The 20,927-nt window shown below is 71.3% G+C and carries 15 protein-coding genes; 10 read left to right on the forward strand and 5 right to left on the reverse strand.

The features are described from left to right. Nucleotides 1–163: 163 nt before the first annotated feature. The 4 genes from ggt to ABZ851_RS15860 all read left to right on the forward strand — a co-directional run bounded on the left by ggt (nucleotide 164) and on the right by ABZ851_RS15860 (nucleotide 5,072). On the forward strand, nucleotides 164–2,008 hold the full coding sequence (gene ggt, locus ABZ851_RS15845) for a gamma-glutamyltransferase (protein WP_361127061.1): 1,845 nt from the start codon (nucleotides 164–166) through the stop codon (nucleotides 2,006–2,008). Nucleotides 2,009–2,263: 255 nt separating this feature from the next. Continuing rightward, nucleotides 2,264–3,223, forward strand: coding sequence for a hypothetical protein (locus ABZ851_RS15850; protein WP_336048218.1), 960 nt, complete (start codon nucleotides 2,264–2,266; stop codon nucleotides 3,221–3,223). 261 nt (nucleotides 3,224–3,484) lie between these two features. Further along, complete coding sequence (locus ABZ851_RS15855) at nucleotides 3,485–4,150, forward strand: hypothetical protein (protein WP_361127064.1); 666 nt, start codon at nucleotides 3,485–3,487, stop codon at nucleotides 4,148–4,150. Then, nucleotides 4,131–5,072: an inositol monophosphatase gene (locus ABZ851_RS15860; RefSeq protein ID WP_361127067.1), complete on the forward strand. Its 942-nt coding sequence runs from the start codon at nucleotides 4,131–4,133 to the stop codon at nucleotides 5,070–5,072. Before ABZ851_RS15855 ends, ABZ851_RS15860 begins: the two co-directional genes overlap by 20 nt. A 57-nt stretch (nucleotides 5,073–5,129) precedes the next feature. On the opposite strand, the gene ABZ851_RS15865 is transcribed toward ABZ851_RS15860, so the two are convergent. Further along, nucleotides 5,130–6,320, reverse strand: coding sequence for an SLC13 family permease (locus ABZ851_RS15865; RefSeq protein ID WP_361127070.1), 1,191 nt, complete (start codon nucleotides 6,318–6,320; stop codon nucleotides 5,130–5,132). 56 nt (nucleotides 6,321–6,376) lie between these two features. Between ABZ851_RS15865 and ABZ851_RS15870 the strand changes: the two genes are divergently transcribed. Then, nucleotides 6,377–12,364: a TIR domain-containing protein gene (locus tag ABZ851_RS15870; RefSeq protein WP_361127073.1), complete on the forward strand. Its 5,988-nt coding sequence runs from the start codon at nucleotides 6,377–6,379 to the stop codon at nucleotides 12,362–12,364. A gap of 131 nt (nucleotides 12,365–12,495) precedes the next feature. Here the strand turns inward: ABZ851_RS15870 and ABZ851_RS15875 are convergent, their stop codons facing one another. Together ABZ851_RS15875 and ABZ851_RS15880 are read right to left on the reverse strand one after the other, a co-directional pair. Further along, a complete protein-coding gene (locus tag ABZ851_RS15875; protein WP_361127076.1) occupies nucleotides 12,496–13,020 on the reverse strand; it encodes a hypothetical protein in 525 nt (174 codons plus the stop codon). A gap of 305 nt (nucleotides 13,021–13,325) precedes the next feature. After that, nucleotides 13,326–13,979, reverse strand: coding sequence for a ScbR family autoregulator-binding transcription factor (locus tag ABZ851_RS15880; protein WP_361127358.1), 654 nt, complete (start codon nucleotides 13,977–13,979; stop codon nucleotides 13,326–13,328). A gap of 105 nt (nucleotides 13,980–14,084) precedes the next feature. Between ABZ851_RS15880 and ABZ851_RS15885 the strand changes: the two genes are divergently transcribed. The 3 genes from ABZ851_RS15885 (at nucleotide 14,085) to ABZ851_RS15895 (ending at nucleotide 17,297) form a co-directional block, all read left to right on the forward strand. Beyond that, nucleotides 14,085–15,005, forward strand: coding sequence for a ScbA/BarX family gamma-butyrolactone biosynthesis protein (locus tag ABZ851_RS15885; RefSeq protein ID WP_361127079.1), 921 nt, complete (start codon nucleotides 14,085–14,087; stop codon nucleotides 15,003–15,005). Nucleotides 15,006–15,233: 228 nt separating this feature from the next. Then, nucleotides 15,234–15,953 carry an HAD family phosphatase gene (locus ABZ851_RS15890; protein ID WP_361127082.1) on the forward strand — a complete coding sequence of 240 codons (720 nt, stop codon included), beginning with the start codon at nucleotides 15,234–15,236 and terminating at the stop codon, nucleotides 15,951–15,953. A 306-nt stretch (nucleotides 15,954–16,259) separates the two neighbouring features. Further along, complete coding sequence (locus ABZ851_RS15895) at nucleotides 16,260–17,297, forward strand: chitinase (protein WP_361127085.1); 1,038 nt, start codon at nucleotides 16,260–16,262, stop codon at nucleotides 17,295–17,297. A 135-nt stretch (nucleotides 17,298–17,432) separates the two neighbouring features. Here the strand turns inward: ABZ851_RS15895 and ABZ851_RS15900 are convergent, their stop codons facing one another. Beyond that, on the reverse strand, nucleotides 17,433–18,593 hold the full coding sequence (locus ABZ851_RS15900; RefSeq protein ID WP_361127089.1) for an alanine racemase: 1,161 nt from the start codon (nucleotides 18,591–18,593) through the stop codon (nucleotides 17,433–17,435). Between the two features lie 202 nt (nucleotides 18,594–18,795). Between ABZ851_RS15900 and ABZ851_RS15905 the strand changes: the two genes are divergently transcribed. Together ABZ851_RS15905 and bla are read left to right on the forward strand one after the other, a co-directional pair. Next, nucleotides 18,796–19,386, forward strand: a complete 591-nt coding sequence (locus tag ABZ851_RS15905; protein ID WP_361127092.1) for an XRE family transcriptional regulator — start codon at nucleotides 18,796–18,798, stop codon at nucleotides 19,384–19,386. A 111-nt stretch (nucleotides 19,387–19,497) separates the two neighbouring features. Further along, entirely contained in the window at nucleotides 19,498–20,406 is a 909-nt protein-coding gene (gene bla, locus ABZ851_RS15910) for a class A beta-lactamase (protein ID WP_361127095.1), read from the forward strand. A gap of 19 nt (nucleotides 20,407–20,425) precedes the next feature. On the opposite strand, the gene ABZ851_RS15915 is transcribed toward bla, so the two are convergent. Further along, complete coding sequence (locus ABZ851_RS15915) at nucleotides 20,426–20,743, reverse strand: UBP-type zinc finger domain-containing protein (protein ID WP_311623538.1); 318 nt, start codon at nucleotides 20,741–20,743, stop codon at nucleotides 20,426–20,428. Nucleotides 20,744–20,927: the final 184 nt, after the last annotated feature.

Genomic DNA, 20,927 nt, shown 5'->3' on the forward strand with positions numbered 1-20,927 from the left:
CGTATCCCCGGAACGTCTTCGGCGCCTCGGCTCTCCGGGCGGGTTACCGGAGGGAAACCTCAGATCTCGCACAAACCTTGCAGTGCGGCGTTGCTCCGCTGCGCGAGCGATGCCAGGGTTCGGGAATCCCTCTCCAGCACCACAGTGAAGTCGTGGAGGCCGTATGGCTGTCCGTCGTACCGCTGTCGCCGCCGCATCAGCGGCTGCGCTCAGTCTCTCCCTGCTGGCCACCGCGTGCCAGCTCAACGCCGCCCCGTCGGCCGCCGACGCCAAGGAGCGGCCGCCCGCGAAGAAGGCCGTGGCCACCGGCAGCGGTGGGGCCGTCTCCAGCGTCAACCCGTACGCCTCCCGGGCCGGGCTCGAGGTGTTGCGCAAGGGAGGCAACGCGGTGGACGCCGCGGTGGCCACCGCCTCCGCGCTCGGCGTGGTCGAGCCCTACTCGGCAGGGGTGGGCGGGGGCGGCTACATGGTCTACTACGACGCCAAGGCCAAGAAGGTACACACCCTCGACGGCCGGGAGACCGCTCCGCGCAGCATGCGCGCGGACTCCTTCCTCGACCGTTCGACCGGCAAGCCCCTCCCCACCGAGGACGCCATCAACTCCGGTCTGTCGGTCGGTGTCCCGGGCACTCCGGCGACATGGCAGAAGGCGCTCAAGGACTGGGGCACGGTCTCCCTGGCGAAGGCCCTGCGCCCGGCCACCCGGATCGCTGACGACGGCTTCGTGGTCAACGACGAGTTCCGGGCCCAGACGGCCATGAACGAGAAGCGGTTCCGCGACATCAAACCCACCGCCGACCTGTTCCTGCCCCAGGGCAAACTCCCGGTGGTCGGCTCACGCTTCCGCAACCCCGATCTCGCCCGCACCTACCGACTGCTCGCCCGTAAGGGCGTCGACGCGCTCTACCGCGGTGAGGTGGGACGCGATGTGGTGCGGACCGTCCAGAAGCCGCCGATGGCCCCGGGCGCCCGGCACAAGGCCCGTCCCGGGCTGATGCGGACGGCCGACCTCGCCGACTACACCGCCAAGCGCAGGGAACCGACCCGGACCGGCTACCACGGTCTGGACGTCTACTCCATGGGACCGTCCTCGGCCGGCGGCACCACGGTGGGGGAGGCGCTGAACATCCTGGGCAACTTCCACCTCTCCAAGGCCGACAAGGTCCAGGCCCTGCACCACTACCTGGAAGCCAGCCGGATCTCCTTCGCCGACCGCAACCGCTGGGTGGGCGACCCCGCGTTCTCGGACGTGCCCACCGAGCAACTGCTCTCGAAGGAGTTCGGCAAGGCACGGGCCTGTCAGATCCGTTCCGACAAGGCGCTGACCAGCCCGCTGGCTCCCGCCGACCCACGCCATCCGGATGCGGGCTGTGACCGGAAGACCGGCAACAAGCAACCGCACGAGGGTCCTTCGACCACGCATCTGGTCACCTCGGACCGCTGGGGCAATGTCGTCTCCTACACCCTGACGATCGAGCAGACCGGTGGCTCGGCGATCACCGTGCCCGGCCGCGGATTCCTCCTCAACAACGAGCTGACCGACTTCGACTTCGCGCCGCTCACCAAGGGGACTCCGGACCCGAACCTGCCCGGCCCCGGCAAGCGGCCGCGCAGCAGTATGTCGCCGACGATCGTCATGCGGGACGGCAAGCCGATGATCGCCGTCGGTTCACCGGGCGGCGCCACGATCATCACCACGGTGCTGCAGACCCTGGTCAACCGTCTTGACCTCGGTATGTCGCTGCCGGCAGCGGTCGCCGCACCGCGGATGTCGCAACGGAACCAGACGGCGACGGAAGCCGAACCGGCCTTCCTGGCCTCGCCCGAACGCAAGAAGCTGGAAGCCATGGGCCACCATTTCGTCCTGGCTCCGAAGGCCTTCACCCCGTCACCGGAGATCGGGGCGGTGGCAGCCCTGGAATTCCTGCCGCAGGGCAAGGTCACCGCGGTGGCCGAACCCAAGCGCCGTGGCGGCGGTTCGGCCATGGTGCTCAACGAGTCCCGCTGAAGCCCGTCCCCTCCGGGGCATGCCCCGGAGGGGACCGCATCGTCGTCCGCGGTGTGGACCGAGGGCCCGCACGGTTCACGGACATTCTGTGGCCCGCGCCGGCCCCGCCACCGCTCTTGTCACCTCCGCCCATGGCGCAGAAGCCCCCCTGAATGATCACAATCGGTGGCGGGCCGTACGGTTCACCTCCTACGATTGCCTTACCCGGGGGAGGAGTTGGACCACGTGGCGCGCAGAACCACACCGTCAGCACAGGTGCCAGGACGGTCTTCGGCCCATCGGATCGAGGCCGCTGTGGCCTGGGTCATCAGGCACTTCGACGGGGTCGTGGCCATTTCCGGCGCCATGGTCGTCGGTCTGATGGACATCTTCAGCGACGCGGTCTCGGACAACGTCACCTCCGGTGCGACCCTGCTGGTGCTGGCCGCACTGGTCTTCGGTTCGCTCACCGAGCGGCGGCGCCGGGTCGCCGACATCCGGGAGGCGACGACCGGCACGCAGAAGGCGCTGGAAGACCTCGCCATGGTGCGGTCGCTGTCCGGAACCGAGGTCCGGCGCGCTCTGGACGAGGCCCGTCAGAACACCGACCGCTGGGTGTTCAAGGGCGGCACCGGCACGTATCTGCGCGCCGTCACGCTCCCGGAGTGCGTACGCAAGGCGCAGGAGCAGCGTCGTTCCCTCACGATGAAGATCGACATCGTCAACCCGTCGGACGCCCAGGCGTGTGAGGCGTACGCCCGCTTCCGGCGCACGTTCGACGGCGGGCAGGCGGACACGGGGCAGCGGCGGACCTGGAGCGCCGAGCGCACCCGCCAGGAGTCCTACGCCACCGTTCTGGCCGCCTGCTGGCACAAGCAGCGGCTGGACGTCCTGGAGATCGACGTCCACCTGTCCTCCGTGGTGCCGACCCTCCGCTTCGACCTCACCGACTCGTGCCTGATCATCACGCAGGACGACCTGCGCCGGGTCAACCTCCTGGTGGACCGGGGGCGTCCGTTGTACGACTACTACCTCACCGAGCTGCACCAGGCCAGGGAACAGGCGGTCGCCCTCGATCTGCACCGCGCGGCACCACTCAGCGACGAACCCACGGTGGACGAGGCGCGCCAGCTCTTCGAGCGGCTGGACCTCGCCCTCCCCTCCACCGTCACCGACACGGAGGTCGGCGAGATCATCGAGAAGGCGCTGCATGCGGAGAACCCGTACCGCAATTGACCTCCTTCAGGATCTCCTGACTCATGGCCGACCGCGGAAGGGAGGGCCCTTGCCGACCGACACCAACTCCACAGGAACGGCCCCGGGGCTTTCCCCGCTCTTACCGGGCCAGGGCGAGCCCGCAGGCCGGGCAGACCGGGCAGGCCGTCGAGGGGAGCCGGTCCGTGCCGCGCACCGCCGGCCCGGCCAACGCACCACCCAACGGCCCGCAGACCGCAGCACCCTCCGGGAGGCCGGGTGAGCCGCCGAAGCCGAGGCCCCATGGACTACCGCCTGCTCGAACGGACCATCGGGCAGGGCGAAGAGACCGATACGCTCTTCGGGGCGGCCGCCGCCGCGCTGGAGGATGTCACCTCCGGGCGGCGTGCGCTGCGCGCCGTACACCACCCCCTCGGCTTCTTCTGCCTGCCGGTGCTGCGCGACGGGGACCAGGGCATCTGTGTGCACGTCTTCGAGCCCGGCGCGAGCGAACCCGTCCAGCTCACCACCTCCCCCGTGCACTGCCACAGCTGGGAGTTGACCAGTTTCGTGCTCTACGGCGAGGTCGGGAACCTGCAGACCCGGGTCCGCCAGGACGCCGTGCGGCCCACCCACCGCGTCTTCCAGGTGCACAGCAGCCCGTCCGGCGTGGACGAGATCCGGCCGACTTCGCGTCTGGTCCGCTGCGAGCCCGGCCCCGAGCAGACCAGCGCCCGCGGGCAGGTCTACCGGCTGCCGGCCGGGGCGTTCCACAGCACCGTCGTCCCCGGCGGGAGCCACGCGGCCACCCTCGTGCTCGGCCGCTGGCTTCCCCAACAGAGTGACCTGTCCCTGGGACCGGTGGAGGGCACGGCGCACCGGGTGGTACGACAGACATGCGACGCCGCGCGGACCGCCCGGACGGCGCGGTCCGCCCTCAGGAGGATCCATGGGTATCACCCGCAATGACCCCGACGGCCCGCAAGGCGCTCCGGAACCGCTCAGCGCAGGGGCAGGGGCGGAGGCCTTCGCGACGGCGCGCTTCGCCGCCGAGCAGCAACTGGCGGTCGCGACCGTGCGGGAGGCCGGCGCGCTGGTGCGCTCGCACTTCCAGGACGACTACGGCATCCAGCCGAAGGGCGAGCGCGGCGATGTGGTCACCGACCTGGATCTGCTGGCCGAACGGCTCGTCGTGCAGCGCATCCGCGAGCGCTTCCCGCACGACCGGATCCTTGCCGAGGAGTCGGGAATCCTGGACGGAGGCGGCGCAGCGCCGGTGCCGGGTCCGCGCCGGATGTGGCTGGTCGACCCGCTCGACGGGAGCAACAACGTCGTCATCGGCCTGCCCGCCTACGTCGTCGGCATCGCCCTGTGCGTGGACGACCAGCCGGTGGTCGGCGCCATCCACGACCCGGTCACCGACCGGACCTGGTCGGCCCTGACCGGCTGCGGGGCGTACGGACCGCGCGGGCGGATGACCGGCCCCACCGGCCCGCTCGCAGCCTCCGGGCCGCTGCTCGCCTGGACCCAGGGGCACGCCGTCGTCCGCGACGACCCGGCGGCGCGCTCCCTCAAGTCGGTGCTGGAGGTGCGCTCCCGCCGCCTGCTCCAGCTGTGGGCGCCCCTGCTGACCTGGTCGATGCTGGCCCGTGGCGCCATCGACGGATTCATCGGCTACCGGGCCGAGGCCATCGACTTCCCCGCCGGTGCGCTGCTCGCGGCCGAGGCGGGACTGGAGATCCGGTCGCTGGACGGCGGCCCGTTCCGGGGGTCCGTCGCCGGGCCCGACACCGACCGCAGCTTTGTCGCCGGCCGGCCGGAGGACATCCCGTACCTGCTCGATCTCGTCAGCCGCAGCGAGGCGGTCGGCCGTGTGCGCCAGGGGGCGTAACACCCCCGGCCCGGCGTGAAGTCAGGTCCGGCCTGTCACGCAGCGCGCCGCGTCCGCTCACCTCATCGCCACGAGGGCCGCCGTGGACGCCAGCACCGCCCCCGCCGCGAGGGCCGCGCCCGTAGCCATGAAGCTCCGCAGCGGCACCCGTACGCCCTGCGCCTGGCAGCGCTCGAACCACAGCAGCGTGGCCAGCGATGCCCACGGAGTCACCACCGGGCCCACGTTGGTACCGATGAGCAGCGCCAGCAGTTGCTGGTGGTTGGCGAGGGGCACGGCCGACTCGCCCGCCAGGTAGACGGGCAGGTTGTTGAGGACGTTCGAGAGCCCGGCGCCGACCGTCGAGGCCCGGAACATACCGAGGGCGCCCCCGTCCGCTCCCACCGCCGAGGTCAGGAAGTCGTGCAGCCCGTTGACGTTGACCGTCTCCACCACCAGAAACAGCCCCGGCACCATGACGAGCAGCCGCCACGGCACCAGCGACAGCCGCAGGCGGGCCGGGCGGCGGACGGCGAACGCCACCACCACGACCACCGCCGCCACCGCGGACGCCGACCACAGCGGCACATCGGCGACCAGCATGGCCAGCAGGAACCCCGCACAGGCCACGGCGCACACCCGGAACAGCACCGGATCCCCGGGGCGGTGCGGGGCCGGGGGCGTGTAGACCTCCGCCCCCCGCCGGCCGCGGCGCCAGAAGAACAGCCACAGACAGCCCATCGTCACGGCGATGGCGGCCAGTTGGGGCGCCCACATCGTGGCGGCCATCTCCGTGGGGCGCAGCGCCACCCGGTTCGCGGCCAGCAGGTTCGTCAGGTTGGACACCGGCAGCAGCAGACTGGCGGTGTTGGCCAGCCACACCGTGGTCATCGCCAGCGGCACCGTGGCGATTCCCACCCGGGAGGCGAGCGCCAGCATCACCGGGGTCAGCAGCACCGCGGTGGTGTCGAGGTTGAGGGTCATCGTGGTGACCGAGGCGAATGCCACGCACAGCACGAACAGCCGTCCGTAGCCGCCCCGCCCGGCGCGGGCCACGCCCGAGGCGACGACGTCGAACACCTCCGCCTCGCTGGTGAGTTCGGCGAGCACGATGACCGTGCCGAGGAACGCGAGGAGGGGACCGATCCGGATCATCGCCTGGCCGGCTGACTCCGTGGGAAGCAGGCCCGTAGCCGTGAACAGCAGACCGCAGGCGAGCAGCCCCCCGGCCAACCAGTCCAGTGGATGCAGGCGTTGTATGGCGCGCACACGGAAAAGAGTAAACGCTGTACAGCCGGTTGACGATGGATCATAGGATGGCGGACATGGTGGCTCGCCAGGAATTCGGAGAACCCGAAACACGCCCGGAAACCGGCCCGTTGGACTTCTTCATCAGCTACTCACCGGCCGACGAGCGATGGGCCTCGTGGATCGCCTGGACACTGGAGGAGGCCGGCTACCGGACGGTCGTCCAGGCCTGGGACTTCGTCCCCGGCACCAACTTCGTGGACTTCATGGACCGCGGCGTCAGCGAATCCGCCGCCGTCATCGCGGTGCTCTCCAGCAACTACGAACGCTCCCGCTACGGGCGCATGGAGTGGCAGGCCGCGCTGCGCGCCGACCCCGACGCCCCGGAACGGCGGCTGCTCACGGTCCGGGTCGAGGACATCCCCGTCGAGGGCCTGCTCGCCACCATCACCTACGTCGACCTGGTCGGCGTCACCGACACCGCCGCCGCCCGCGAGATGCTGCTCACCCGTGTGGGCCAGGCGCTCGACGGGCGGGCCCGGCCCGCCAGCCGGCCCGGCTACCCCGGCGGGCCGGCCACCGGGCCCGCCACCCCGGCCGGGATCCCGCGACCGCAGTCCGGGGACGGCAGGCCGCTCGGCCGCCCCGGCTGGGCCGGGCGCCGCCGCCCGGCGGTCCCGCCGCAGTACCCCCAGGAGCCCGGAGCGCAGCACGCCCGGGAGGCCGTCACCGTGCTGCACCTGGCCGGACCCGCCTTCGGCCGCGGCCAGGACCCGGCCGAACTCCAGGCCGCCATCTGGGGCGACCTCGTCGAGCTCACCGACGCCGGCGCCCCCGCCCCCGACCTCCTCGTCGTCACCGGCGACCTCACCGCCTCGGGCAGCCCGCGCGAGACCGACCAGGCCCTCAGCTTCCTCACCGGCCTGCGTTCCCTGCTCGGCCTCGAACCCCACCGCCTCGCCGTGGTGCCCGGCGGCCAGGACGTCAGCCAGGCCGCCTGCCGCGCCTACTTCCACACCTGCGAAGCCGACGAGATGCAGCCCAGGCCGCCGTACTGGCCCAAGTGGCGGCACTACGCCCGGCTCTTCCACGAGCTCTACCAGGGCCTCGACGTCGTCTTCGACAGCGACCAGCCCTGGAGCCTCTTCCCCGTCCCGGAACTGCGCACGGTCATCGCGGGCCTCAACTCCTCCATGGCGTACAGCCACCGGCCCGACGACCAGTACGGCTGGCTCGGCCCCGAGCAGGCCGCCTGGTTCGCCCAGGCCCTGCGCCCGTACGAGCAGGAGGGCTGGCTGCGGCTCGGCGCACTGCGGCATCCGGTCACCGAGGCCGCCGGCCGCCCCGGCTCCGCGCACGGCCCCGGCCCGCTCCGGGACACCGCCGACCTCGCCCGTCTCACCGCGCCCCGGCTCCACCTCCTGCTGCACGGCCCCACCGGAGACCGGCGCTCGACTTCCGCTGCGCCCCCCGCCACCCCGCCCCTGGCCCTCACCACGGGCGAACTGCCCGTCTACGGCGCTACCGCACCCGCCCGCCACCAACTCCTGCGGATCACCCGCGACGGCCTCACCCGCTGGCGGGAGCGCCCCGACGCGGAGCCCGAGCACTTCGCGGTCGGCTGGCGGCGGGCCCAGCGCGTCTTCGGACCGCCGCGCCCGCAGCCCGGCGCCGAGAGCGGCACACCCGGGGACGGCACGCCGGAGACCGCCGGACCCGCCGTGCCGGAACACGAACCCGGGCTGGAGGCCCGCACCCTCGACGACCCGCTCGACGAACTCGTGGCCCGGGTCGCCGAGGTCTGCCGCACCCGCCACGACGGCGCCCAGCTGCGCCGGATCGCCGGCAGCCCGCCCCAACTCCTGGTCACCTGGAACGAATCCGGCTTCGTCCGGCAGCAGCGGGTCGGCGTCTGCCACGGCACCCCCTCCACCGAGGACACCGACGCCTTCCTCGATCACGTCCACGCCTCCGACACCGAACCCGACGCCGAACTCGTCCACGACGGGCCCGCCCCGGCCCGCGAACTGCGCGAGCGGGCCCGCCGCCGGGGCGTCCGCATCCGCAGCTTCACCGAGTTCCAGGGCCTGCTGGACCTGCGCGACTACGTCACCGCCCAGACCGAACGGCTGCGCACCGACCACCGCTACCGCCCCGACCTCTACCTCCCGCAGCGCTACCGGGAAGTCGAACGCCCCGGCGGCGAGGAGCGCGACGGACTCGTCGACGACATGCTGCGGCTGCTGGAGGCCGACCACGGCCGGTTCCTGCTGCTCCTGGGGGATTTCGGACACGGCAAGACCTTCGCGCTGCGCGAGCTCGCCCGCCGTATCCCCGAGGAGATGCCCCACCTCGTACCGCTGTTCATCGAGCTGAACACCCTCGACCGGGCGTATTCGCTGGACGGGCTGGTCGCCGCCCACCTGGCGAACCACGGCGTCGACTCCGTCAACCTCCGCGCCTTCCGCTACATGTTCCAGCAGGGCCGGATCGTGCTGCTCTTCGACGGCTTCGACGAACTGGCGAACCGGGTCAGCTACGAGCGGGCCACCGACCGGCTGCAAGTCCTGCTCGACGCCGTCGTGGACCACGCCAAGGTCGTCGTCAGCAGCCGCAACCAGCACTTCAAGTCCCAGTCGCAGGTGCTCACCGCCCTCGGCGAGCGGGTCGGACTGCTCCCGCAGCGCCGCGTCCTCGCCCTCCAGGAGTTCACGCCCCAGCAGATCCGCACCTACCTGGCCAACCGCTACGGCGACGAGCAGGCCGCCGACCGCCGGGTGCGGCTCCTCGAAGGCATCCCCGACCTGCTGGCGCTGTGCCGCAACCCGCGCCTGCTCAGCTTTGTCGCCGACCTCGACCACGACCGGCTGCGCGCCGTCGCCGGGGCCGGGCGCGCCCTCAGCGCCGCCGGTCTCTACGAAGAAGTGCTCACCTCCTGGCTGCAGTTCGAGGAGCGGCGCGGCCAGGGCGGCGTCGGGGCGGCTCCGGGGATGAACCTCGACCAGCGGTGGGACGCGGTGACCACCCTCGCGCTGCGGCTGTGGTCCAGCGGCCAGAGCACCCTGAGCCTCGACGAACTCACCGATGTCGCCGCGACGCTGACGGGCCTGGCGGACATCAGGCTCTCCGCGCGGGAGGCCGCCCACGCGATCGGCTCCGGCAGCCTGCTGGTACGCAGCGACGAGGGGCTGTTCCAGTTCATCCACAGCTCCATCGTGGAGTGGCTGGTGGCCCGCGAGGCCGCGACCCGCCTCGTCCGCGGCGAGTACGAACTGCTGGCGCGTCGCCCGCTCAGCCAGCTCACCGTCGAATTCCTCTGCGACCTCGCCGACCACCGCACCTGCCAGGAGTGGGCCGAGCGGGTTCTGGACGGCCCGGACGAGGACGGCGAAGGGGAGGGACGGCGGCGCGGGCAGGCCGACGAGGTCGCGCGCGCCAATGCGGTCAAGGTCCTCGCCCGGCTCCGGGTGCCCGCCCACACCGACCTGCGCGGCGCCGCCCTCGCCGGCGAGGACCTTTCCCACCGGGACTTCTCCGGCGTCGACCTCACCCGCGCCGACCTCACCGACACCCAACTGGTCGGCGCCAACCTCTCCGGAGCGGTGCTGCGCGACGCGCGTCTGGTCGGCGCCCGGCTGGACGACGCCGACCTCTCCGGTGCCGACCTGCGCGGCGCCGACCTGCGCCGGGCCCGGCTGATCCGCGCCGACCTGAGCGGCGTGCGGACCGCGGGCAGCCACTGGAACCGGGCCGCGCTGATCGACGCGACCACCGACGAGGAAACCCTGCGCCGCCCCGAGCTGCGCACCGCCGCCCTGGCCCCCGGCATGCCCGTCGACGCGGGCTTCCGGCCTTCCGCGGTCGGTGTTCCCTACGGCTTCGGCATGCAGTCCGTCCGGCTGCCCGAGCCGGTCTCGTACAGCACCGACGGCGAACTGCTCGCCGTGGGCAGCGAGGACGGCGGTGTCCTGGTGTGCGACGCCGCCACCGGCACGGCACTGCGCACCCTCCAGGGCCACGTCGGCCGCGTCTACGCCGTGAAGTTCCGCCAGGACCTGCTCGCCACGGGCGGCGCGGACGGCACCGTGCGCCTGTGGGACGCCGTCTCCGGAGCCTGCCTGCACCGGCTGGACATCCACCCGAGCGGGGTGTGGCCGGTCTCCCTCGACCCGGACGGCACACTGCTCGCCACCGGTGACGCAGAGGGCACCGTCACCCTGTGGGACGTGGCCACCGGCACCCGGCGGCACGAACTCCTCGGGCATGCGGCCCCCGTCTACACCGCGGTGTTCAGCCCCGACGGCCGGACCCTGGCCACCGGCGACGCGGCCGCGGGCGTACGGCTGTGGGACACCCGCACCGGCCGCCTGTGCGCCGAACTGCCCGGGCACGAAGGCGTCTGCAACCGGACGCAGTTCAGCCCCGACGGGTCCCTGCTCGCGACGGGTGACAGGGGCGGCGACCAGGGCGGCACCGTACGGGTGTGGGACGTGGCCTCGGGACGGCTGCGGCACACCTTCACCGGCCACACCGGACGCGTCTACACCCTGGACTTCCACCCCAGCGGCACGCTGCTGGCCAGCGGCGACACCGATGGACAGGTACGGCTGTGGGACCCGGTGACCGGGGCCCCGGCCGGGCAGCCAGGACGGGGCAGCGGCGCCGTCTACCAGGTGGTGTTCGACACCGACGGCACGCTGCTGGCGGCGGGCGACAGCGACGGCGTCGTCCGGCTGTGGCGGGTCCAGGCGGGAGCCGCGGCCGACGGCCGGGGCCGCCCCGGCGACGCCCCCGGCTGGTCCGTGTCCCCCCTCCGCCAGCAGCCCGCCGACCACCGCGGATCCGTGTGGACCTGCCGGTTCCGGCCGCGCGGCGGTATCGGCGGCGGCGACTTGGGCCCGCTGCTGGTGACGGCCGGCAACGACGGGGTGGTCCGGCTGTGGGACACCGCCAGTGGCCAGGGCCGTCGCATCCTGCGCGGCCACGGCCGCCGGATCGGCACCCTGGCCTTCAGCGCCGACGGCTCCTACCTGGCGGCCAGCAGCAACGACGGCGTCGTCCGGCTGTGGGAACCGGCGACCGGCCGCCGCCTCAGGGAACTCAGCGGCCACAGCGGCCGCCTGGTGTCGGCTGTCTTCAGCCCCACCGGGGCCGGCGGAGCCCTCCTCGGCACCTCCAGCAACGACGGCGACGTCTACCTGTGGAACGCCGCCACGGGGGAGTACCAGCGAGAGATCGATGCCGAGACCGACCACGTGTGGGCCGAGGCGTTCAGCGGCGACGGCGAACTGCTCGCCACCGCGAACGACGACGACACGGTGCGCCTGTGGTACCGCAGCACCGGCACCCATGTGACGACACTCGCCCAGCACCGGGGCCGGGTACGGTCGATCGCGTTCAGCGCCGGTGGCACGCTGCTGGCGACCGGCTGCGACGACCGCACCGTACGCCTGTGGGACATACAGGACAGTCGCCTCACCGCCGAACTCGACGCGCACCGGGACCGGGTGTACGCGGTGGCATTTGGCCCCGGTGACTCCTGGCTGGTCAGCGCGTCCTGGGACGGCGATGCCATCGTCTGGGCCGACGGCAGGCCGCAGCACCGGCTCCGCGGGCACTCCGGCCGGCTGTGGACCGCCGCCGTGCACCCCACCCGGCCGTTGGCGGCCACGGCCGGTGACGACCGGATCGTCCGGCTGTGGGATCCGCGCGACGGGCAGGAGACCGGCCGGCTGACCGGACACACGGGGCGGATCCTCTCGACCGCCTTCAGCCCGGACGGCTCGCTGCTCGCCAGCGGCGGCGAGGACGGCACGGTCCGGCTGTGGACCGTGCCCGACCAGGGCGAGCCGTCCCTGCAGGCCACGTTGATCGGGGTACCGGGAGGCTGGGCCGCGCTCTCACCCTCGGGCGGCTACAAGTACGAGGGGGACATCGCCGGTGAGTTCTGGCATGCGGTGGGCATGTGCCGTTTCGAGCCGGGCGAACTCGACGGACACCTTCCCGGAGTGCGCCGGCTGTCGCTCACCGCGCCTCTCGGCGGCGTTGCCCCGGACGGGAGCTGAGCCGGGGGAGTGCGCCACACAAGCGGCCCCGGCAGCCCCACGACTCCCGGGGGCACACAACTCCGGCCGCCACCCGTTCCTGCGGGTGACGGCCGGAGGGCGCATCAGGAGTCAGAAGGGGGCAGGAGGAATCAGATCTTGGTGAAGCACAGCGTGTAGGAAGAGCTGTGACGGATCGAGACGTGCATGCCGTAGTCGAATTGCGATCCGCACCGGGTGCCGGCACCGATCAGCCTGTCGCCGGTCTTGTACTCGGCCTCGGCCGAGCCGCAGTCGACGATCTCCGCCAGCGGCTCTCCCTGGGGGTCGTGGATCTTGACGCAGTCCCCGACCTCCGGGTTGTACTTCTTGTTCTCCTCGGCCTGCGCGGCCTGCGCGGCCTCCTTCTTGGCCTTGCCGCCGTGGGGGTTGGTGTTGTAATCCCACACGTACCAGGCACCGCCGCCGAAGACCGCCAGGATGATGACGGCGCTGATCAGCCCCCGCAGCGGGCTGCTCTGCTGGGGCCGCGGCCGCTGAGGCCCCTGCGGGCCTTGCGGCGCCTGCGGCTGCTGCTGATACCCGTAGGGCTGCTGTTGCCCGTACGGCTGCTGCTGTTGCGGAGACCCGTACGGCTGCTGTGGTGGCTGATTCTGATAGGGCGGCGGCGCGGACATGCCTGAAATCCCCCGTGGTTGAGTGCAGAAGCTGAGAAAGCTCGATGTGGACCGCAGCAGGTTACCCTCCGGCCTCCGCTCGCTGACCAGCAGCCCCCGCGCGCCGGCCGGCCTCCTGCCGGGCCCTGGCACGTCCCTTACTGGACCGGTCGGTTCCGGCCAACCGCGGCTGATGGCATGCTGATCCGCTGATCCCCGTCACCCGGGCGTGCTCCCGGTCCGAGCGCCCCACAGGACGCACGCTGCTGAATGCGACGCACGGTGCTCAACGCGACCCGTGACCACCATGGTTGAGGCCCCTCCGGCTACGCGGTCCCGGACGCCGTCCCGTCCTCGCGCATCCGCCGGCGCACGCGAGCGAGCAGCGCGGCCGGATCCGGCTCGGCCTGCAGGCCGCGGAGCAGCAGGTGCCACAGGTCGTCCAGGTGCTCCTCGATGTGCCGGCGGCCGTCCAGGGCGTCGGAGACGGTGTGCAGACCGAAGAAGGCGCAGACGATGCCGTGGGCGGTGGCGGCAGGTGGCACCTCGGCAGCGAGTTCCCCGTTACGGGCGGCCTCTTCGAGCAACTGGGTGACCGCTCCGATCCAGCCGAGGAACGGTGCGGGAAGCTGCGTGTCGATGGCTTTGCGCTCGGCCCACAGGCGGGCACCGGCCCGGACGACGATGTCGTCACGAAAGGCCCGGGCCACCTCGAAGCTCAGGCCGACGAGTTTTTCCAGGGCCGGCAGACCGGGCTGCCGGTGCCGGCTGATCAAATGCGGCCAGGTGGCGAAATGCTCCTCGACGATGGCAAGGGCAAGCTTTTCCTTGCTGGCGTAGTGGAAGTAAATGGCACCGCTGGTGCGACCGGAATGCGCACTGATGTCGCTGATGCTGGTACCGGCATACCCTCGCTCGTCGAACAGGGTTGCTGCCGCCTCAAGAAGGGACCTGCGCGTCGTCTTCGCCCGGATCTGCACATACACCTCAGACATCGTTCTGGTTCGGCCGGCAGGCAACCTACCGTTCCGCGCGACCCGGAATTCAAGGGTGCGCACGTTCGAAATTCGGTATTCCCTGGTCGTATGAGCACGCCAACGGGCAGCATCGCCGGAAAGAGTGAGCCGCTCAGCTGGTCCCGAACGGTCGAGCGGGAGCTGGTGCACCGGACCGCGGTGGCGGAGGTCCTTCTCACCGATGTGCGGCCGGCCGATACCGCGCACGTCTTCCGCGCCGCGGCATCATGGCCGCGCGCGCATCCGACCTTCCCCCGTGACGGATCGCAGCGGCACAGCCCGCTGATTCTGGTGGAAACCCTGCGCCAGCTCGGCCTGTACATTCCCCTGCGGTTCTACGCCGTTCCTCAGGCGTGCCACGCGGTCATCACCGACCTGTACTTCCACCTCAGACCCGCCGACGAGTCACCGGCCCGCGCCGGGGCGACCGAGATCACCTGCTGCGCCCGGGTGAGCGCCGTACGGCACACGCCGGACAAGGCCGTCGTCGGCCTGCGACTGAACGTCACCTTCGCCGCCTGTGGGGTGACCTTCGGCTGTGGTGGCGGGGGCGTGCGATTCCTGGACGGCGCGCGCTTCACCGCGCTGCGCGCCGGCAGGGCGGCTCAGTCCCTGCCGGTCCGCCCCGCCGGCCGGCACATCCGCCCGCCGGCCGCCCGGCTGACGGTGAACCATCCGCACGATGCGGTCCTCGCTCTCGACGGGGAGGGGCTGTTGGTGTCGCCGGCCGACCCGCTGCACCCGTTCTTCTTCGACCACGCGACCGATCACGTGCCCGGCATGGTGCTGCTGGAGGCCGCCCGCCAGGCCGCCTCGTACCACAGCCGGGGCAGGCTGAGCCGGCCCCGCTTCGGGTGGCTGAAGGCCGCACGCTTCACCGAACTGGCCCCACCCGCACGTGTGCTGTGCACCCGGCGCCGCTCGACATGCGCATTCCGCATCCTCCAGGGCGGCGCCGAAACGGCCTACGGCACTCTCGGTTATCAGTAGATCCGAAAATATGGACATTTATGAATCGGTTGACCACGCTGTGTTGCCGTCCGTAACGTAACGATCGTAATGTTCCGGCATGGAGCGGGGAGAACTCCTGCCCATGAGGACTGCCCTCCGCCGGAAATCCCCTCGGCCCGGTGCCGGACGTCCGTGAACCGATGCTGCCCTGCCTTCCTCGCGACCGGTCACAGCGGCGCCCCCGGGCCCCTCGGAACGGAAACGCGGATGAGCGCAGACAGCATCTTTTCCTGGACACCCGCTGCCGTCGTCTTCGACTGCGACGGCACGCTGATGGACACCGAACGCCACTGGCAGGACGCCCGTGACAGAGTGCTGCACAGCTATGGATTCACCCCCTCGGCCGCATTCGCGGAGAAGGCCCGGGGGCTGCACTACACCGAATGCGGACGCCTGATGGCCGATGTCGCAGGCCGCCCGGAACTCACCGGGGAAATGACGGAATCGCTGCTCGAGCATTTCCGCGACCTCGTCGCGGCCGAGCCCACCACCATGCCCGGAGCGCCGGAACTGGTGTATTCGACCGTGCAGTTCGCCCCGCTGGCGGTGGCCAGCAACTGCCCGCTGGAAGTCGTCGAGTCCTGCCTCGATATGGCCGGACTCCGTGACTGCTTCCGCCATATCGTGGTGCCCGATGCCACGACGAGACCCAAGCCTCATCCCGACGTGTACCTCACCGCCGCCGAGCTCTGCGGAGTGGAACCCGGTGACACGCTGGCCGTCGAGGACTCCCACTGCGGCATCCAGGCCGCCGCGGGCGCGGGCATGCGGGTCCTGGGGGTCGGCCCCCGGCCCAGCGACGAGGAGACGGCACTGGCCGACTGGTGGGTCCACTCGCTGGAAGAGCCGGCGGTGCAGGGGTGGGCCGGTGCCCGTATCCCTGCCCAGGGCGGCGCCGGTGCCGCGCCCGAGGCCAGGAGGCCGTGACGTCATGACTCCGTGATGCCGTGATGCCATGGGCATGACGGCGGTGGCCCTGTGGGTACCTCCGGGGTATAGGTGGCGCACCTGCTCGGCGCGGCAGCGAGCCGTCGCCGTAGTAGGGCGCCACCGAGCCCGGTCCGCAGGATCCAGTACCCTCGGCGGATGATGATGTGACGTATCCGAACGCCCCGCACCCCTGGTGTCTCTTCCTGGCGGCAGGTCCGCACACAACTGCCCACTCCCCCCACCGATGGAGGCAGCCCGACGATGACGAACGACGCAGAAGTGCCTGCTCCTCGGAGGAGTCACGTGGCGAGGCCGGCCGCAACTGCGGTCGGGGCAGCGGCGGTTGCGGCCCTGCTGCTCGCCGGCTGTTCGGCCGAAGAGCCGGCGAAGAAGCCCGAGCGCCCCGGCCCGGTGCCCTCCTCGCCGCGGGAGAGCAGCCCCGCCCCCGCCAAGGAACCCAGCACTTTCGCGCCGTACGTGGACACCTCACTGAAGCCCGCCTACAACCTGCTCCAGGGTGCCGAGGACACCGGCGTGAAGGAGTACAACCTGGCTTTCGTCTCTCCGGGGGGCGGCTGCGTACCCAAGTGGGGCGGCAGGCAGGCACTCCGCGGCAACCCGGTGGCGCGGCAGGCCGACGCGCTGCGCGCCAAGGGGGGCGATGTGCGGGTCTCCTTCGGCGGACAGAGCGGCAACGAACTGGCCAGGGTCTGCGGCTCGGTGGACCAGCTGGCGCAGGCGTACAGCGAGGTCATCGATGCCTACGGTCTGACGAAGGCCGACTTCGACATCGAGGGCCCCGCCCTGACGGACACCAAGGCCAACACCCTCCGCGCCCAGGCGATAGCCAGGCTCCAGCAGCGCAAGAAGCTCGATGTCTCCGTCACCCTCCCGGTGCTCCCCTCGGGGCTGAACCGGCACGCCGTCGCGTTGCTGGAGAACGCCAGGAAGAACGGTGTCCGGATCTCCACGGTGAACATCATGGCCATGGACTACGGCACCTACTACGACGGCGACATGGGCAAGTACGCCATCTCGGCAGCCACCGCCACCCAGAAGCAGGTCAAGTCGGCGCTCGGCATCCGCGACGACGCCCGGGCCTGGAAGGCCGTCGGGGTCACGCCGATGATCGGAGTGAACGACGTCAAGGGCGAGGTCTTCAAGCCTGAAGACGCGGCCGAACTCGCGAAGTTCGCCGAGGAGAAGGGGCTTGGCCGGCTCTCGATGTGGTCGCTGACCCGGGACAAGGCCTGCCCCGGAGGCCCGAACTTGCAGGCCGCGGCGACCTGTTCCAGCATCGGCAAGGCGGAGCACGAATTCACGCGAGCGTTCACCGGCTGAGCGGCTGAGCGGCTGAGAGTGACTGAGTGGTCGAGCGGCGGCTCGGTCCGTGGGCCTGTGCCGTTGCCTTCGGGTGCCGCGCACCAGGCGCCACGGGCCGGGCCGGCCCCGGCGCTTGACTTCAGCCGTCAGGCATCAGCGGAACTGCGGATGCCACACGTCGCAGGCTGCTCCCTCCTCATCGACGACGGTGATGTCGGGCCACCGGTCGAAGGCCGAGCACGGGTGGGAGACACCGAGGTCGACCTCGTCGCCCACCTGAAGGCCTTGAGCTGGGGTGAGGACCAGATGGTGGTCGTAGATCCGCGCCGCCGTGGCCCGCACCTCGCGGGGTGCTCCGGCGGCCGAGCGTGCCCCGAGGACGACGGGCAGGCCGGCGTCGTAGGGAAGCTCGCGTTTTCCGGCCCCCACCACGGCGGTTCCGCTCTCGGGCGTGGAGAGCACCGTCGCCCGGACGGTCAGTGCCGGACGCAGTCCGGGGAGCGGCGTGACCTGGGCGTAGGTGCCGTGGTCGTGGGTGACGTAGCAGCCTGACCGGAGCACGGGCACCAGCGGCAGGTCGCCGCACCGGCTCAGCAGCTCCGCCACGGCGTGGACGACGCGGTCGGGAAACGCGGAGCCGCCCATGCTGAAGACGGGGCGTGCGGTCTCGTACAGCGGAGCCAACGACTCGAAGACCTCGGCGGTCATGCGGCAGTGCGCGTCGACGGCGGCGAGGGTCGCGGCGTCCCGGGTATTGGGGCGTACTCCCTCGTATCCGGCGACTCCGGCCAGGAGGAGCCCGGGCGAGGCCTTGACGGCGGCCGCGGCGAGCTCGTACGCCTCCACGGCGCTACGCACCCCGGTCCGGCCGCCCGGCACGCCCACGTCGACGAGCACCCGGAGCGGGTTGTGCGTGTCGTGAACGGCCGCCGCGGCGAGGTCCACGCCGGTCGAGGAGTCGATGAGGCAGAAGAGCTCCAGGTCCGGCGTTTCGTCGAGCAGGTGGCGCAGGAGGGCGAGGTCCGCGGGGTGGATCACTTCATTGGCGACCAGGATCCTGCGCACTCCCCAGCTGCGCGCCACAACGGCTTGCCGGGCGGTGGCCACCGTGACGCCCCACGCACCGGCTTCCAGCTGCTGTTCGACGATGGGGCGGACCATGGTGGTCTTGATGTGGGGCGAGAGCTCGACGCGGTGCTCGCGGCACCACTGGGCCATGAGCCGCACATTGTCCGTCAACGCGCCGCGTTCAAGACGGAGTTCGGGCAGCGCACGGATCTCGCGCTCGGGGGAGGACGAGGCGTGGGGGTGCATGGGACGGAACCTCCGGGTGCACGGGGTGCGGGCAGGGGACAGGGGGTCAGGATCAGTGGATCGTGGGCGGCGTCGGACGGCGGGCGCGCGGCGCAAGCGGACTCGGCGTCGTCTATCAACGGTGGAGCACACGATATATGCGACATCGAGACAACGGCTATAGTAGACGCAATGTGCTCTTTACTGGAATGGGGTGGGCGTCGTGACGGCTGAGAACGCCCCGGCCGAAGCGGGAGGCGCGGCGAGCGACGGGATCGGCCGCCACCTTCGCCGGGAGCGCCTGGAGCGGGGGCTCACCCTCGAACAGCTCGCGGACCGGACCGGGCTCTCCCGCAGCTACCTCAGCAACGTCGAGCGCGATGTGAACAGCCCGACGATCAACACCCTGCGTACGATCGTCGATGCCCTCGGTACGACCCTCAGCCGGCTGTTCCATGCCGTCGAGAGCGAACAGCGCGTCCTGACCCGTCCCGACCAGCGCATCGAACTCACCCGGGCAGGGGTGGAGGGCGTCACCTACACCCTCCTCAATCCCGACCACGGTGGCCGGCTGGAGATGATGCTTCTGGAGGTGGCCCCGGGGGCCGGCTCCGGCGACCGGCCGCACACCCATGCCGGGGAGGAAGTCGGGGTCCTGTTGAGCGGGGAGCTGGACTACTGGGTCGATGGCGTCCACCATCACCTGCGGCCCGGCGACTGTGTCAGCTTCCCGTCCTCCACCCCGCACCGCTACAGCAACCCCGGCGAGGTGCCGGCGGTCTGTGTCTGGGCCGAGACCCCGCCGAGCTTCTGAGGTCTGCCGCGGCTCGAAAGGGAACCCACCCGTCCTTTCCGGCCTCTTGATCATCGGAGTGCACGCCGTGACCGCAGAGAACGCGATCGCAGAAATGGGGAGGCCCCGACCTTGGAGACCACCGGATCCCACCGCTCCCGCCGCGCGGTACTGGCCCTCGGCGCGGGGACCGTGCTCGCGGCAGCGGTGCCGACCGCGGCATCCGCCTCAACTCCTCGCCGGGCCGGGCTCGCCGCCCAGTTGAGGGACCTGGAGCAGCAGTACTCCGCGCGCCTGGGGGTGTTCGCACGCGACGCGGCCACGGGACGGACCGTGAAGTATCGCGCGGACGAGCGCTTTCCGATGTGCTCGGTGTTCAAGACGCTGGCCGCCGCTGCCGTCTTGCGTGACCGCGAGGATGATTTCCTCGGCCACCGGATCCGGTACACCGAAAAATACGTCACGGATTCGGGCTACGCCCCGGTCACGGGCAAGCCCGAAAATCTCGCCAACGGTATGACCGTCGGCGAGCTGTGTGCCGCCGCCGTGTCCTACAGCGACAACGGGGCGGGCAATCTGCTCCTCGGCGAGCTCGGCGGACCCGCCGCGGTCACCAGGTTCTGCCGCTCGACCGGGGACGGGACCACACGTCTCGACCGGTGGGAGCCCGATCTGAACTCGGCGGAACCCTGGCGGAAGACCGATATCACCAGCCCCCGTGCCATCGGTCAGACCTATGCGCGGCTCGTCCTGGGAAGCACACTCACCACGGCGGACCGGAAACGGCTGACGAAGTGGCTGGTCGCCAACACCACCAACGGTGAGCGTTTCCGTGCCGGCCTGCCCGCCGACTGGACGCTCGCGGACAAGACCGGTGGCGGGAAGCAGTACGGCGTGGCCAACGATGTGGGCATCGTCTGGCCGCCCGGACGGCCGCCGCTCGTCCTCTCCGTCCTCTCCACCAAATTCGACCCCGAGGGGCCGACGGACAACCCGCTGGTGGCCAAGACCGCCGCGCTGGTGGCGGCGGCACTCACCTGACCCGCCGACGGCACGGCGGTCATGCCGACCGTACGGGGCCCACGCCCTCCACCTCGAAGGTCACCTGGTCCTCGTAACACCACCACCAGGCCTCGCCGGGCTCATAGGACCGGATGAGCGGGTGGCCGGTCGCGTGGTGGTGGGCCGTGGCGTGCTTGTTCTTGGAGGAGTCGCAGCAGCCGATGTGCCCGCAGCTCTGGCATTCGCGCAGATGCACCCACTCATCGCCCAGCGCGACGCACTCCGGACAGCTGTCAGGGCTGTCGGGGCTGACCGCCGTCACCTCATCGAGGTGCTGACAGATCAGGCTCCCCGCCGTTCCGTCACTGAAAGCCATGGTGCCTACTCACCCCTCGCCAGGCTGCCCCCTGGCCCTGGCTGCGGCGCCAGGATCCGTACTTCCACGGTGCCACTCGGCGTCATCCTGTCAAACGGTGGACCGGATCCCTGCCGGCACCCTCACCCTCGGCATCTGCTCCACTTCTGCTCCACTTCTGCTCCACTACTGATCCGCTCCCCGA

It is taken from the genome of Streptomyces sp. NPDC047049 (genome assembly GCF_040643995.1).
GTDB lineage: Bacteria > Actinomycetota > Actinomycetes > Streptomycetales > Streptomycetaceae > Streptomyces > Streptomyces mooreae.